We start from the raw sequence: 14,635 nt of genomic DNA, 5'->3' as shown, positions 1-14,635 counted from the left end.
CGCAGGAGGCTGCGGCAAATCGCGCGTTGCTGCACACGGTCGCCAAATTGCACTACCAATCCGATATGGCGCAGGTGGATATTGCCAGGAAGCTTGGCCTGTCGACGGCGACTGTTTCACGGTTGCTGCAGCGAGCCCGGGCAGTCGGGATCGTCCGGATCGAAGTCATCGATCTCTCACCTGCCGAGGATCTGAGTGCTGCACTGATCGACGGCCTGAAGCTGCGCACCGCTGCGGTGATCGATACGCCGTCATCAAACGTGCTGAGCGCGCTTGCCGCGCCTGTCGGCTCGCTTCTGCAACAGGCGGGCCTGCGGTCCGGATCCACGCTCGGCATCGGCTGGGGACGAGCAGTGCGCGAGGTAACGATGGCCGGTCTACCGCAATTGCCCGGCATCGTCACGGTCGCGCTGAACGGCGGCATGCAGCATGCGGCGCCTCACTTTCAGATCAATGAATTCGTGCGTCAGGCGGCAGTCCAGATGGGCGGCGTGCCGCATTTCCTGCACGCGCCTTATATTTCCTCGACCGAACTCCGGGATGCATTTCTCGGAGATCCTACGGTCCAGCAGGTGACGTCTCTCTGGGACAGGCTGGACGCGGCAATCGTCGGTGTCGGACTGGCACATGCGGCAAACCCCTCGGAAACGGCGTTGCCCGGCGAAAAGGCGCTGAGCCACGCAGCCGGCGATGTGCTGCGCCACTACGTCACCGAGGAGGGCGAAATCCTCCACTGGGATGGAGAGGAAGGGATGATTGCAGCCTCTCCCCAACAGTTGCGCAAGGTGTCGCTCTGCATCGCCGTTGCCGCTACTCCCGGCAAGGCAAGCGGCATTATCGGCGCAGCACGATCGGGAATGATCAATGCGCTGGTCACGGACGCCAATACCGCGCAGGCCATTCTCGATCGCCTGTCGTCCCATCAGAAAGCCGAGGATCGATCCTGATACCCTTTGTCTGCGCGATTAGCGCTTAGAAACGGCAAGCACTTGTGTGTCTGCTCATGAGTTGACTAGGCAGCAATCTCTTACGCTGCCTTTGGCAAGAGCGATTTTAGGTTCACGCCATCCGTCAAAGCTTCGATCGGAGGCATGATGCGCTTGGCAATCAGCATCTCGCTCAGTTTGATGTCCTTGGCGATCTTGTTGCCAGGCCCCACACCGCTCGCAGCGACCAGCCTTTGTTCTGCGTCGAGATGGAACAGGATGACGGCGCCGTCATCCAGATCGCGTCTGATGACCGTGCGCCCCTCGTCGACGAGGCCGGCGATTTGCAGCGTATGATCAAACTGGTCGGACCAGAAATAGGGGACGGCCTGATAGCAGCGAGCCGCACCCATCAAATTGGCCGCCGCGAGAATGCCCTGATCCTGCGCATTGCGCCAGGCTTCAAGACGCAGCCGACGTCCGCCGTAGAGCGGATGCGGAAACGAACAGCAATCGCCGGCGGCAAAGATGTCGGCGATCGAAGTTTCCAGGTGCTCGTTGACGGCAATGCCATTATCGATCGCAATGCCTGCTTTTGCAGCAAGTTCGGTGCGTGGCTGCGCGCCGATCCCGACAACAAGCACATCGGCAGCGATCACCTTTCCGTCGGAAAGGGAAATGTCGACATGTCGTTCATCCGCTTCGATACCGAGAACCGCCATGCCGCATTTTACGGTGACGCCGTTGCGCTGGTGCAGGGCTGTGATCGTTTCCGCGATCAGCTCGGGTACGCCGCGTTTGAGAATACGTTCCTGAGACTCGATGACAGTTACTTTCGCGCCGCGGCTGCGCGCCGATGCGGCAACCTCCAGCCCGATAAAGCCGCCGCCAAGCACGGCTACATGCATATTTGCCCGGATATGGGAACGAAGCGCAATCGCATCGTCCATCGTCCGCAGATAGAGGATCCGGGAACTGGCGGGCGTGTTCGCCAGCCGCCGGGGTGCAGCCCCCGTCGTCAGCAGTAACTTGTCGTAAGACAAGGCCCGATCATCCGAGAGGATGAGCCGTTTTCCAGCTGCGTCGATGGCGTCAGCCGATACGCCGCCGATATGCCGGATAGCCTTTTCAGCCAGTGCGACATCATTGAGAACGGCGGGCAGCCGAGGCTCCGCGTGATCGAGCAGGACCTGCTTGGAAAGAGGCGGTCGCTCGTAGGGAAGATGAACCTCATCGCCGATAAGGGTGATCTCCCGCCGATAGCCGTTCTCCCGCAGGCTCAATGCGGCGCGTGCGCCACATTCGCCGGCACCGACGATGATGATGCCCGCATCGGCACTCATGCGCCGATCCCGATCATAACGCGATCGCCTTCCACTTTGACCGGATAGGTCTTTAGATTGATGCAGACGGGCGCGCCCCGTGCTTCTCCGGTCTTGTAGCTGAAGCGGCCATTGTGCTTCGGACACTCGATTGTGTCGTCCATCACGAGCCCGTCGGCCAGATGGATTTTCTCATGGGTGCAAAGCCCATCTGTAGCAAAATACTCGTCGTCGGGGCTGCGATAGATCGCGAAGGTTCGCCCGGCGTGATCGAAACGAACAACATCTTCCTGATCGATTTCGTCGGCAGCACAGGCATCAACCCAGTTCGTCATTTCTTCCTCCTCATTGCAATCGCCAAGGCGTGAAAGGCGTTATCGAGTCTTGGGAGCAGGTCGACATTACGCTTTGAGCGCGCATCGTTTTTCCTCCCGAGTGGTTCCCAGCATGCGCGAAATAACCCCTCGCATTCCACGTCGATTGTGATCATTTTTCATCATGGAAGAGCTGCATGGAGAAGACACGTCGCTGGGGCGGCTAGGCTATAGGGCCGAAAACGTCGGCTTCACATCCACATATCGATAGACAATAAAGCCGGAGCCTGCGGAAGGAGGGCCGCAGGCTCCGGCATTTGCCGTCATCGCCGGTCGTGAGATGACGGTCCCGGCAGCCCAGCCGAGCCTTCGATCCGTTTAGCTCGGTGTGCCGGAGCGGCGCGCCTGCTTTTCGGCATATTTCTTGGCGCGCTCCATAAAGCGCTTGTTCATGCGGTCCTCGGCCTCCTTCGAGCCGTCATGGAAAGTGCCGAACCACTGGTCGAGCGGGATGACGCCATCGGCATAATTGCATTCGAAGAACTTGTGGTGGAGATAATGGTCATAGGCGTGGGTATCGATCCCGGCTTCCTCGCCGATCACGATCTTGTCGAAGCCGGCATGGCCTGGCGCCGGCGCAAGAGCGGCGTGCGTCAGATGGAACAGGGCGTGGATGGGATTGGAGGGCAAGATCCAATGGATGAGAACGCCCGAGAAATACAAAAGATGTTCGACCGGATGCATGGCGAGGCCTGACCAGGGGCCGGGATTGACGTTGTTGTGATGCAGCTTGTGGACCGCATGATAGAGCGGCGGCCAGTGGATCAGACGATGCACCAGATAGAAGTGCAGATCACGGAATGCCGGGATCAGCAGCATGATGATGATGCAATAGATGGGGTGCTCGGCAAAGTCGACATAGGGAATGATGCCGTTCGCAAAGGCCCATAGCGTCAGAACTTCGAATGCCGTCCAGAGCGGTACGGCGCTCGCAAAGGTCCAGATCACGTTGTCGACGGTCTGGTTTTTGAAAAGGAAGGCCGAGTTATCCTTCGACGGCCACTTGCTATTATATTTGAAGCGCGTGCCCTGCTTCTTCTGCATGTAGAGGCGGAGATGAAAGGCGCCGAAGAACAGGAAAACCAGCGCGGCATTGCGCAGGAGGAGATAGGCAATCCAGCCCGGCGCCAGTGTCTTCATCGTTTCCATGGAAGGTGTCGCGTAGAGCCACAGCAACGTTGCAACGGCGGCATAGACGGCATTCCAGGGCATCAGATAGCCGGGATATCCAAAGAACCATTTCAGGAAAGCGATCGGTTTAGCCGGCCAGATGAAGACGGGCGGATAGTGCAGAAGCTTGTTGGGTTTCCAGTCGCCGCGTTTGTCGCGGGTGCCATAGAGCGTGTCGTCCATAATGTGCCTCCCGGTGGATGAACTATGCGGTCAGTGTCAGCGACGTCGGCTGGAAACGACAGCATTGATTTGATGAAATTTGCTCACGGAGACGGGAACTTTTCTGAGTCGCGATCGGGGAGGGAAAGGTGGCGATTTGGCATCCAGAGCGTCTTGATGAAAAACCCTCACGACACCGGCGCCCGGCTCGCGAATACATCCGCTTTGCAATGAAACGCCGCGATGATCAAAAGCCATCATCGCGCCGGCTGGCGAAGATCTCGGATTCATGATCTGAGCTGCGCACTGGCAGGGGAGGAACCATGCAGAACTTGCTCATATTCCAGTCGCTCTGGTCCATGGAGCGGCGCAGCGCGCAATATCCGGAGCTTTCTCTGGAAGAAAACATCGACAAGATCGCGTCTGCGGGCTTCGATGGCATCAGTACCCATTGGTACGACCGCAAGGTCGTTTCCCGCGTCGCAGCGCTGCTCAAGCAGCATGGCTTGCAGGCGGAAGGTCAGTGCTTTCCCAAGACTGTCGACGATCTGAAGCCGGTGCTGGAAATCGCGGCCGAATACAATGTTCATCATATCTGTCTGCAGCCGGACGTGCGGCTACGTCGGCTGGAGGACTGTATTCCATTGGTGGAGGGTTGGCAGCGGCTGGCGGAAGAAGCCGGCATCGACGTCTGGATCGAGACGCATCGCGACCGTATGACGACGGATCTATTTTTCACGCTCGATCTCCTCGATCGACTGCCGGATCTGCGGCTGTTGGGGGATGTCTCCCATTTCCTCGTCGGGCGCGAATTTGCCTGGCCGGTATCCGACGAAAACCATGCGCTTATTCATCGGATACTGGATAGCTCCTGGGCTTTCCATGGCCGCGTTGCCTCGCGCGAACAGGTCCAGATCGAGATTTCCTTCCCACATCACAGGCCCTGGGTCGACCTTTTCCTCGGCTGGTGGGAATATGGCTTCAAAAGCTGGAAGAAGCGCGCCAACGAGGACGCAACGCTCGCCTTCACCTGCGAGCTCGGACCCAAGCCTTATGCGATCACCGGCAGGGACGGTGAAGATACCACCGACCGCTGGGAAGAATCGCTGCTTATGCGGCAGGAAATACTCGATTTATGGGCAAAGGTAGCCGGCTGATAAGTCGAATTAGATATCGATCATAGACTATTGATTTTGGAGGATTTTCGATGGACGTAAGAGCAGCGGTCGCGGTTGCGGCAGGCAAGCCGCTTGAGGTGATGACGGTTCAGCTTGAGGGGCCGAGAGCCGGCGAAGTGCTGATCGAGGTCAAGGCGACCGGCATCTGCCATACCGATGATTTCACGCTGTCGGGTGCCGATCCGGAAGGCCTGTTTCCGGCGATCCTCGGCCATGAGGGTGCCGGCATCGTCGTCGATGTCGGACCTGGCGTCACCTCGGTCAGGAAGGGCGATCACGTCATTCCGCTCTACACCCCCGAATGCCGCGAATGCCCGTCCTGCCTTTCCCGCAAGACCAATCTGTGCACCGCGATCCGCTCGACCCAGGGCCAGGGTCTGATGCCGGACGGCACCTCGCGCTTCTCGATCGGCAAGGACAAGATCCATCACTATATGGGCTGCTCGACCTTCGCCAATTATACCGTGCTGCCGGAGATTGCCGTCGCCAAGGTCAATCCGGACGCCCCCTTCGACAAGATCTGCTATATCGGCTGCGGCGTGACCACAGGCATCGGTGCGGTCATCAACACTGCCAAGGTGGAGATGGGCGCAACCGCCATCGTCTTCGGTCTTGGCGGCATCGGCCTCAATGTCATCCAGGGCTTGAGGCTTGCCGGTGCCGACATGATCATCGGTGTCGATCTCAACAATGACAAGAAGGCCTGGGGCGAGCGCTTCGGCATGACGCATTTCGTCAATCCGAAGGAAGTCGGCGACGACATCGTGCCTTATCTCGTCAACATGACGAAGCGCGGGGCCGACCAGATCGGCGGTGCCGACTATACCTTCGACTGCACCGGCAACACCAAGGTGATGCGCCAGGCGCTGGAAGCCAGCCATCGCGGCTGGGGCAAGTCGGTGGTCATCGGCGTTGCCGGCGCCGGCCAGGAGATCTCGACGCGTCCGTTCCAGCTGGTGACGGGCCGCTCGTGGATGGGGACGGCCTTCGGCGGCGCGCGTGGCCGCACCGATGTCCCGAAGATCGTCGACTGGTATATGGAAGGCAAGATCCAGATCGATCCGATGATCACCCACACCATGCCGCTCGAAGACATCAACAAGGGTTTTGAACTCATGCATTCGGGAAAGAGTGTTCGCGGCGTCGTCATCTACTGACGGCACAGGCGTCCTCGCCGGAAGTTTCTGGCGATCCAAGCGACGGATAAGCCGATCGCCATCGTTCAAGAAGAACGCCGGCCTCGTGATGGGGTCGGCGGTTTGAACATGAATGACCTTCAGGCAAAAGGATATGCCCATGACCAGCAAGTTGCTAGGTGCGACCGCCGCCGCTCTCTTCGCTCTATCTTCCGCAACCGTCGTCTTCGCCCAAACGGCACCTGCGACGCCAGCTCCCGCCACGACGTCTTCCACATCGGCGCCATCGTCCACCATGCCCTCGAAGGATGAGATCAAGACGGCGCGGCAAGCCTGCCGGCAGGATGCGACAGGGCAGGGCCTCAAGGGTCAGGCACGCAAGGACGCAGTCAAAAGCTGCCTGCAGCAAAAGTATCCAGTCCTGGCAAAACGCAAGACCTGCCATGACGAAGGTACGGGTAAAGGTTTGCAGAAGAAGGCGCTGCACGATTACGTCAAGCAGTGCATTACCGCGAGCTGAACAGCGACCTGCAATCGCGGCCTCTCGCCGGAGCTGCTCATCGTAACAGTCCGCTTCACGGGGCGGACCACTACCTCGCACAATCACCGCGCACGTCACGTCGGCCCTTTTTCCCGCAGGCAAGTCGCCTTATCTCCTTAAGCAAGGACATAAACTTCAGGGCGTGGCGTGCTTTTCAATCCAGACCGACTTTCATTCGGCATAGTACTGCCGGCGCAGCCGCGAACTGCGGCCGACATTCAGTTCGATACTCAGCTCGGCATTGCAACCCATGCCGACAAATTGGGTTTCGATGCGCTGTGGGTGAGGGATGTTCCCCTCAATAGCGAAAGCTACCCCGACCCGATCGGACATGCCGATCCCTGGGTTTTCCTGGGAGCTTTGGCGGCTGTCACCTCCAATATCCATCTGGCGACCGGCGCAATCGTCCTGCCTTTGCGGCATCCGCTCCATATCGCCAAGGCCGCGCTGTTCGTCGCCTCCCTTTCGAAAGGCCGGCTCGTCCTCGGTCTCGGTTCGGGAGACCGACCGAGCGAATATGACGTTTTCGGAGAGGATATCGAGAACCGTAAAGTGCTCTTTCAATCGCATTGGGACCGGCTCGCCGTTGCACTTAGCCCGGATCAGAAGGTCGTCGATGAAGGCGGTCGCGTGCGAAACGAGTTCGCCATCAGGCCCGCGCTGCAACAACCCTCCATTCCCCTGGTCGCGGTCGGTTCATCGTCGCAATCGCTCGAATGGATTGCCCGCCACGCAACAGCCTGGATGACTTATTACCGGCCGCTACCCGTTCAGAAAGACCGGTTGGCGCTTTGGCATAATGCCCAAGCCAAGGTAACCACGGATTTTCGCGGCTTCGGCCAGTCCATGGTGCTGGAACTGCTCGACAACCCGCAGGCCTCCTATGAGGAGATCAATCTTGGCGGCAGAACCGGTAGGCGAGGGCTTATCGACGCCTTGTCGGCAATGCGTGAAGCCGGCATTCATCACGTCGCCTTCAATCTCGTTGTCCAAGGCAGACCGGTCGGCGACGTCTTGGAAGAGATCGCAGCGGATATTTTGCCGGCTTTGCAGTAGCTTCGCCAATTGCCCTCGATGGTAGCGTCGTGGAAATCCTATCCCTGTGACCCTGGCTTTTGCAGCCCTTGCCACCTATCTTTCCGCTGCAACCAAAAAGGGCCGATTTTGCTTCTCGAAATTTCTATCGTCATCGTCCTCACCCTCCTGAACGGCGTGCTTGCCATGTCGGAATTGGCGATCGTCTCATCCCGCCCTGCCCGTCTGAAAGTGTTATCGGATCAAGGCGGCAGAGGCGCGACCATGGCGATAAGGTTGGCCGAGGAGCCGGGCCGCTTTCTCTCAACGGTACAGATCGGCATCACGCTCGTCGGCGTCCTGTCCGGCGCCTTCTCGGGCGCCACACTTGGCGCTCGACTGTCGGGTTGGCTTGCCGCGCAAGGTCTTTCGGTCGCAGCCGCCGATGCCATCGGCGTTGGTTCCGTTGTAATGGCCATCACCTATCTATCGTTGATTATCGGCGAACTCGTACCGAAGCAGGTTGCTCTCCGGGCGCCGGAATTGGTCGCCAGCAAAGTCGCGCCGGCCATGGTGTTCCTTTCCCGAGCTGCAGCCCCGCTCGTCTGGTTGCTCGACCTCTCGGGACGGCTGGTTCTGAGGGCGCTTGGTCAATCCGGCAAGGTTGCCGATGGCGTTAGCGACGAGGAAATCAAGACGGTTCTGGCGGAGGCACAGAGCGCCGGCATCATCGCAACGGAAGAGCAGGCGATGATCTCGGGCGTCATGCGATTGGCCGACCGAACCGCAAGGGCATTGATGACGCCGCGTCGCGACGTGGAGGTTATCGATATCGAAGATAGCTTCGGCAAGGTTCGCGAGCAGATTCGCCGCACCGAAAAAGCGCGGCTGCCGTTACGCAAGGACAGCTCCGACGAGATCGTTGGGGTGCTGACAACAAGGGATTTCTTCGACGCACTGGCTTCCGGCGGTCAGCCTGACATTCTGAAGCTCGGCAAGCAGGTGCCGATCGTTTCGGATCTTTCAAGCGCCCTTGACGTCGTCAAGGCTCTGCGTCGCTCCTCTTCGCACATGGTGCTCGTCTATGACGAATACGGGCATTTCGAAGGCGTCATCACGTCGGGTGACATCCTGGAAGCCATTTTGGGAGCCGTTCAGGAAGAAGAAGACGCCGGCGGCGAACAGGCAATCGTCCGTCGCCACGACGGCAGCTATCTCGTGTCCGGCTGGATGCCTATCGACGAATTCGCCGATTTCATGAACCTCCAGATCGAAGACGATCGCGACTACCAGACGGTTGCAGGCTTCGTGCTGCAGGAGCTGCGCCATCTTCCGGATGTGGGCGAAAGCTTCACGAAAAACGGCTGGCGCTTCGAGGTCGTGGATCTCGACGGCCGCAGGATCGACAAGCTGCTGGTGAGCTCGGAAAACGGCGGCAGCGATAGTAGCCTTTGACAGCTGGATTGAGATGCGTGACACGCCCCTGATCATCTAAGCACGTCTCTTTACAAAACGAACTAGTTCGTACATTATTTCCTCAGAGGAGGAGTACCTGCTGCCCGAAGCAGCACGGTGACTGCCAAGATCGGCTTGAATGCCATGCGAAGGGGGCGCGGAAGGTAGATTCGGCGTTGCCGCTCGCTGCATTTCCTTGAAATTGGAATTGTCTGGGGAGGAACAACGATGACGATATCAACTGATCATAAGACGCCTAGGCGCGCCGCTTTTGCCAGCTGGCTGGGAAGTGCCGTCGAATATTACGATTTCTTTGTCTATGGGACGGCCGCGGCGCTGATCTTTCCGAAAATATTCTTTTCAGCGGAAGATCCGCAGACAGCGGCAATCGCTTCTTTTGCGACCTTCGGCGTGGCCTACATCATGCGGCCATTGGGTGCGGTGATCCTGGGTCACATCGGCGACAAGTTCGGTCGCAAAAAAGTGCTGACCTTCACGCTGCTTCTCATGGGATTCTCGACCTTTATTATCGGTTGCCTGCCGACCTATGGCCAGGCTGGCATCCTGGCTCCGATCCTCCTGGTTTTCGCGCGATTGCTGCAGGGTATTTCGGCTGCGGGAGAGCAGGCCGGAGCAAGCTCGATGACCCTCGAGCATGCTCCCGAGAACCGCCGGGCCTTCTTTACAAGCTTTACGCTGAGCGGGACACAAGCGGGCCTGATCCTCGCGACCCTCGTCTTCATTCCGTTGGGAACGCTGGACGAAGCCGCTTTGCTCTCATGGGGCTGGCGCATCCCATTTTTCCTGAGTTTCGCTGTCGTTATCGTCGGCTTCTGGGTTCGTCGAACGCTCGCGGAAACGCCCGCTTTCCTTGAAGAGACGAAGAAAGGCGATGTGGTCAGGCTGCCGCTGGTCTCGCTGTTTGCCAACTATTGGGCCGATGTGCTGCGTATCATCTTTGCCGCCTTGATTTCCGTGGTCAGCACGATTTTCAGCGTCTTCACGCTCTCCTATGCTGTCAACACCATGCATATCGATCGCTCGACGATGCTGACCGTTCTGGTGCTCGCCAACATCGTGGCGCTTGGCGCCATTCCGGCTTGGGCCATTCTGGCGGACCGAATCGGCCGCAAACCGGTCTTCATCTTCGGCGCCATCGGCTGCGCGCTTCTGATATGGCCCTATATCTGGGCAATCAGCCAGAATGACCTCACACTCGTCTTCATCCTCGGCATTCTGCTCTCGGGCGTTGTTTACAGCGCATCCAACGGCATCTGGCCGGCGCTCTATGCGGAAATGTTCGACACCCGCGTGCGTCTGTCCGGCATGGCCGTCGGCACCCAGATCGGTTTTGCGCTTGGCGGCTTTGCTCCGACGATCAGCGCCGCCCTTATGGGCAGCGGTCCCATGGGATGGGTGCCGGTTGCCTTGTTTACCTCGATCACAGCCTTGATTGCCGCCATTTCCGCCGCAACCGCGACGGAGACTTATAAAATGCCGATCGATCAACTCGGCAAGGATGCGCGGCGCTTCGCAGGCTCGATGAACCACGCCGATCGGACGGTCTAGACGTCAGGATCCGATCTGGACGATGACGTGTCGCGATCGCGGACAAGCTTGTTGAAAACCACCACGTGAATGGGATGAAACAATGAAAACCTCGATTGCGACCGTTTCGATCAGCGGAGACTTGAAGGAAAAGCTTCACGCCATCGCCAAAGCTGGTTTCGACGGTGTCGAGATCTTCGAGAACGATTTTCTCGCTTTCGATGAATCGCCACGCCAGGTCGGTCAAATGGTCCGCGACCATGGGCTGGAGATCACGCTCTTTCAGCCCTTCAGAGATTTTGAAGGCATGCCGGAGCCCTTGCGCAGCCGGACCTTCGACCGCGCCGAACGCAAGTTCGATCTGATGCAGGAGATGGGCACGGATCTTGTGCTTGTCTGCTCGAATGTTTCGTCGGTCGCGATGGGGGGTATCGATCGAGCAGCGGCCGACTTCTACGAACTCGGGGAGAGGGCGCCAAGCGCGGCTTGCGCGTTGGCTATGAAGCACTTGCCTGGGGCCGGCACATTCACGACCATCGCGACGCCTGGGAAATCGTCCGTCGGGCCGCTCATCCGAATATCGGCCTCATTCTCGACAGCTTCCATACCCTCTCGCGCAAGATCGATATCAATTCGATCCGGTCAATACCGAAAGAGAAGATCTTCATCATCCAGCTTGCCGATGCGCCGTTGATCGACATGGATCTCCTCTATTGGAGCCGTCATTTCCGCAATATGCCGGGCGAGGGCGACCTTCCCGTGCTTGACTTCATGAAAGCCGTCGCGGCGACAGGCTATGACGGCTATCTCTCTCTCGAAATTTTCAACGACCAGTTTCGTGGCGGCTCGCCGACCGCCATTGCCGTCGATGGCCGGCGTTCGCTCATTTATCTCGGCGACCAGGTGCGCCGCGCGGAAAGCAGCGGCCTTACCCTGCCGCCGATGCCGGCGCGTGCCGAGGTGGAGGGCGTTGCCTTTATCGAATTTACCGTCGATGAAGCGGAGACATCCGCCCTCTCGGATCGGTTGCGTGCCCTGGGCTTTCGCCATGTCGGGCACCACAAGAGCAAGCGCGTCGACGTCTTCCGGCAAGGCAATATCAATCTCGTCGTCAATACCGATCCGGATGGGTTTGCCGGCGTGTCCTATGCCCTGCATGGGCAGTCGGCCTATGCGATGGGATTGTGGGTGGATGATGCTGAGGCTGCGGTCGCACGGGCTGTCGCCCTCGGCGCCGAACGCTTTGAGCAGGCCCTGACGCCTGGTGAAATAAAAATGCCGGCCATAAGAGGCGTCGGCGGCGGCATCCTTTATTTCCTGGATCGGGGGAGCGTGCTCGCTCGCATATGGGAGAGCGAATTCGATCCGATCGATGACGATACTGATCTCCGACCGGTCGGACTGACGGGAATAGATCATGTTGCGCAAACGATGAAATACGAGGAGTTGCTGACCTGGCTGCTCTTTTACACCGCGATCTTGAAGGCGCATAAGACGCCAATGGTCGACATTATCGATCCCGCCGGTGTCGTCCGCAGCCAGGTGGTCGAAAACGAGCCGGGAACTTTGCGTATTACTTTGAACGGTGCGGAAAATCGCAATACCTTGGCGGGACATTTCATTGCCGAGACTTTCGGCTCCGGGATTCAACACCTGGCCTTTTCTACCGACGATATTTTCGCGACAGCGGTAGCTTTGTCGAAAAATGGTTTTGCGACGTTGATGATCTCGCCCAATTATTACGACGATCTCGAGGCGAGATTCGGCCTGGAGCCGACCTTCACCGATCGTCTGAAGGCACATAATATTCTCTACGATCGAGACGATTACGGCGAATATTTCCAGCTCTATAGCCCGACCTATGGCGAAGGTTTCTTCTTCGAAATCGTTCAGCGCAGCGGCTATCGCGGCTATGGTGCGGCAAACGCCATCTTTCGCATTGCGGCGCTCCGGCGGCATCTGCGGCCAATTGGTGTACCGAAACTTTAGGCTCTCCCCATCAGCGCGAAGCCTATGTTAAAGCTTTGATCTTCAATGATGGGCCGGAGCGCCCAGGAAGACGGGCAGAGGGCATGACCAAATCGCAAGCGGCGAAGATAGAGCGTATTGCGCGAAAGAACGATCCAGACGCGACCAAAGAAAATATCCTCAAGATCGCAACCGAGGAATTCGTCGCGGCCGGCTTTTCCGGGGCGCGCGTCGACGAGATTGCCGAGCGCACCAAGACGTCCAAGCGCATGATTTACTACTATTTCGGTAGCAAGGAAGGGCTCTATCTCGCTGTCCTGGAGCAGGCTTACACGAAGATCCGCACGCTCGAGAGCGAACTCGATCTCGAAAACATGCCGCCCGTTCAGGCCATGGCGCAATTGATTGCAAGCACCTTTGATCACGATGATCAAAATCCGGATTTCGTCCGCCTGGTCAGCATCGAGAACATTCATCGCGCGGAGCATATGAAACGTTCGGTCGTCCTGTCGCAAATGAATATCGCAGTCATCGACATCATCTCACAAATTCTCGAAAGGGGTTATGCCGATGGCAGCTTCGTGCGCCGCGTCGATCCCGTCGATTTACACATGATGATCAGCGCGCAGTGCTTTTTTCGCGTTTCCAATCGGCATACTTTCGGAGCGATCTTCGAGCGCGACCTTTCATCAGAAGAATTGAAGAAACGGCACAAATCTTTGATAATAGATGCCATTCTTGCCTTTCTGAAAAATCCGTCTCCCGACTTGATCTGAATTCGCGTCAAACTGTTTGAGTTCCGTCGGCGGCTCCAGCCGGCATGCAAAACTGCGCCTTACGTTGACTTTACGTACTAGTTCGTACATTTTTGTCGCAAAGCCACGTGGCATAACCTTATTTCGCTGCTCGGGAGGAAGAATTGAACACCCAAACCGCAATCGTTCCGCGTCAGCTTCGCGTCGGATTAATCGGCGCCGGCATTGGCCGGTCGCTCACGCCGGCCATGCATATGCGCGAAGGCGAGCATTGCGGACTGTCCTATCGCTACGATCTCATCGACCTGGATGCCCGCGGTCTATCGGTCTCGGATTTGCCTGCACTTATTGATGAAGCCGAAGCGCTGGGTTTTGCCGGTCTTAATATCACGCATCCTTGCAAACAGGCGGCTGTTGCACTCGTGGATGAGCTATCGCCTGATGCCCAGACGCTGGGATCCATCAATACGATCACCTTTCATGGAAAGAGCAGGATCGGCCATAACACCGATTGGTGGGGCTTTGCTGAAAGCTTCCGCCGCGGGCTGGCCGGCGTTGCGCTTGGTCATGTCGTACAGCTAGGAGCAGGTGGCGCAGGTGTTGCCGTCGCGCATGCAACGGCCGCGATGGGCGCGCGCTCCATAGAGATATTCGATCTGGATCCCAAGCGTGCACAGGCTCTCGTGGAGCAGCTTCAGCCGGCACACGATGCCTGTCGTTTCTCGATCGGTCATGATCTTGTCGCCGCGCTTGATGCCGCGGACGGCCTAGTCCACGCAACCCCAACCGGCATGGATGCGCATCCGGGTCTGCCGCTCGACGGACGGCTTTTAACGGAGCGCCTTTGGGTTGCCGAAATCGTTTACTTCCCGATAGAAACCGAATTGGTGAAGCGCGCCAAGCAGGCAGGATGCCGCGTACTCGACGGCGGTGGCATGGCGGTATTTCAGGCCGTAAAGGCTTTCGAACTATTCACGGGCATGCGTCCGGATGCGAACCGTATGATGCAGCACTTCAATTCATTGCGCTCCTGAGAAAAGCCCGTTTATCCGCATCAAGCTGCTTTTCGCACCGATGGATCATCAT

At 58.2% G+C, this 14,635-nt stretch carries 13 protein-coding genes and 1 pseudogene; 11 read left to right on the top strand and 3 right to left on the bottom strand.

Features of this window, described 5'->3' with window-relative positions; translation table 11 throughout:
* Positions 1-26 precede the first annotated feature (26 nt).
* Positions 27-947 (top strand): sugar-binding transcriptional regulator, encoded by a 921-nt coding sequence (locus tag ACK83U_RS23840; RefSeq protein WP_412474889.1) that lies wholly within the window; start codon positions 27-29, stop codon positions 945-947.
* 80 nt (positions 948-1,027) lie between these two features.
* Here ACK83U_RS23840 and ACK83U_RS23835 read toward each other — a convergent pair whose 3' ends face one another.
* The 3 genes from ACK83U_RS23835 to ACK83U_RS23825 form a co-directional block, all read right to left on the bottom strand.
* Positions 1,028-2,269 carry an FAD-dependent oxidoreductase gene (locus tag ACK83U_RS23835; RefSeq protein ID WP_112603558.1) on the bottom strand — a complete coding sequence of 414 codons (1,242 nt, stop codon included), beginning with the start codon at positions 2,267-2,269 and terminating at the stop codon, positions 1,028-1,030.
* On the bottom strand, positions 2,266-2,583 hold the full coding sequence (locus ACK83U_RS23830; RefSeq protein WP_112339297.1) for a MocE family 2Fe-2S type ferredoxin: 318 nt from the start codon (positions 2,581-2,583) through the stop codon (positions 2,266-2,268). The genes ACK83U_RS23835 and ACK83U_RS23830 overlap by 4 nt, the downstream gene beginning before the upstream one ends.
* Before the next feature lie 357 nt (positions 2,584-2,940).
* Positions 2,941-3,975, bottom strand: coding sequence for a sterol desaturase family protein (locus ACK83U_RS23825; protein WP_112603556.1), 1,035 nt, complete (start codon positions 3,973-3,975; stop codon positions 2,941-2,943).
* A gap of 302 nt (positions 3,976-4,277) precedes the next feature.
* Between ACK83U_RS23825 and ACK83U_RS23820 the strand changes: the two genes are divergently transcribed.
* The 10 genes and pseudogenes from ACK83U_RS23820 to ACK83U_RS23775 all read left to right on the top strand — a co-directional run bounded on the left by ACK83U_RS23820 (position 4,278) and on the right by ACK83U_RS23775 (position 14,583).
* On the top strand, positions 4,278-5,111 hold the full coding sequence (locus tag ACK83U_RS23820) for a TIM barrel protein (RefSeq protein ID WP_112603554.1): 834 nt from the start codon (positions 4,278-4,280) through the stop codon (positions 5,109-5,111).
* Positions 5,112-5,161: 50 nt separating this feature from the next.
* Positions 5,162-6,289 (top strand): S-(hydroxymethyl)glutathione dehydrogenase/class III alcohol dehydrogenase, encoded by a 1,128-nt coding sequence (locus ACK83U_RS23815; RefSeq protein WP_184370393.1) that lies wholly within the window; start codon positions 5,162-5,164, stop codon positions 6,287-6,289.
* Positions 6,290-6,428: 139 nt separating this feature from the next.
* Positions 6,429-6,788 carry a PsiF family protein gene (locus ACK83U_RS23810; RefSeq protein ID WP_112611328.1) on the top strand — a complete coding sequence of 120 codons (360 nt, stop codon included), beginning with the start codon at positions 6,429-6,431 and terminating at the stop codon, positions 6,786-6,788.
* Positions 6,789-6,956: 168 nt separating this feature from the next.
* The gene (locus ACK83U_RS23805) at positions 6,957-7,865 is read left to right on the top strand and encodes a TIGR03571 family LLM class oxidoreductase (RefSeq protein WP_112611318.1); all 909 of its coding nucleotides are present in this window, start codon (positions 6,957-6,959) and stop codon (positions 7,863-7,865) included.
* Positions 7,866-7,973: 108 nt separating this feature from the next.
* The gene (locus ACK83U_RS23800; RefSeq protein WP_112611320.1) at positions 7,974-9,278 is read left to right on the top strand and encodes a hemolysin family protein; all 1,305 of its coding nucleotides are present in this window, start codon (positions 7,974-7,976) and stop codon (positions 9,276-9,278) included.
* Between the two features lie 228 nt (positions 9,279-9,506).
* Entirely contained in the window at positions 9,507-10,847 is a 1,341-nt protein-coding gene (locus tag ACK83U_RS23795; RefSeq protein WP_112611322.1) for an MFS transporter, read from the top strand.
* Between the two features lie 82 nt (positions 10,848-10,929).
* Positions 10,930-11,651 (top strand): annotated as a pseudogene (locus tag ACK83U_RS23790) (sugar phosphate isomerase/epimerase family protein); the annotation flags it as partial.
* Between the two features lie 117 nt (positions 11,652-11,768).
* The gene (locus ACK83U_RS23785; protein WP_412475032.1) at positions 11,769-12,815 is read left to right on the top strand and encodes a 4-hydroxyphenylpyruvate dioxygenase family protein; all 1,047 of its coding nucleotides are present in this window, start codon (positions 11,769-11,771) and stop codon (positions 12,813-12,815) included.
* 83 nt (positions 12,816-12,898) lie between these two features.
* Positions 12,899-13,570, top strand: a complete 672-nt coding sequence (locus ACK83U_RS23780; protein WP_112339739.1) for a TetR family transcriptional regulator — start codon at positions 12,899-12,901, stop codon at positions 13,568-13,570.
* Positions 13,571-13,713: 143 nt separating this feature from the next.
* The gene (locus ACK83U_RS23775) at positions 13,714-14,583 is read left to right on the top strand and encodes a shikimate dehydrogenase (RefSeq protein WP_112611326.1); all 870 of its coding nucleotides are present in this window, start codon (positions 13,714-13,716) and stop codon (positions 14,581-14,583) included.
* Positions 14,584-14,635: the final 52 nt, after the last annotated feature.

Source organism: Rhizobium sp. WW22 (assembly GCF_047041135.1).
Taxonomy (GTDB): Bacteria; Pseudomonadota; Alphaproteobacteria; order Rhizobiales; family Rhizobiaceae; genus Rhizobium.
This window is presented reverse-complemented; position numbering and strand designations above follow the sequence as displayed.

Bases quoted from the DNA above. Each gene is read 5' to 3' on its own strand.
- ACK83U_RS23835 (WP_112603558.1), bottom strand. From the start codon at position 2,269: ATGAGTGCCGATGCGGGCATCATCATCGTCGGTGCCGGCGAATGTGGC.
- ACK83U_RS23830 (WP_112339297.1), bottom strand. From the start codon at position 2,583: ATGACGAACTGGGTTGATGCCTGTGCTGCCGACGAAATCGATCAGGAA.
- ACK83U_RS23825 (WP_112603556.1), bottom strand. From the start codon at position 3,975: ATGGACGACACGCTCTATGGCACCCGCGACAAACGCGGCGACTGGAAA.
- ACK83U_RS23820 (WP_112603554.1), top strand. From the start codon at position 4,278: ATGCAGAACTTGCTCATATTCCAGTCGCTCTGGTCCATGGAGCGGCGC.
- ACK83U_RS23815 (WP_184370393.1), top strand. From the start codon at position 5,162: ATGGACGTAAGAGCAGCGGTCGCGGTTGCGGCAGGCAAGCCGCTTGAG.
- ACK83U_RS23810 (WP_112611328.1), top strand. From the start codon at position 6,429: ATGACCAGCAAGTTGCTAGGTGCGACCGCCGCCGCTCTCTTCGCTCTA.
- ACK83U_RS23795 (WP_112611322.1), top strand. From the start codon at position 9,507: ATGACGATATCAACTGATCATAAGACGCCTAGGCGCGCCGCTTTTGCC.
- ACK83U_RS23785 (WP_412475032.1), top strand. From the start codon at position 11,769: ATGCCGGCGCGTGCCGAGGTGGAGGGCGTTGCCTTTATCGAATTTACC.
- ACK83U_RS23780 (WP_112339739.1), top strand. From the start codon at position 12,899: ATGACCAAATCGCAAGCGGCGAAGATAGAGCGTATTGCGCGAAAGAAC.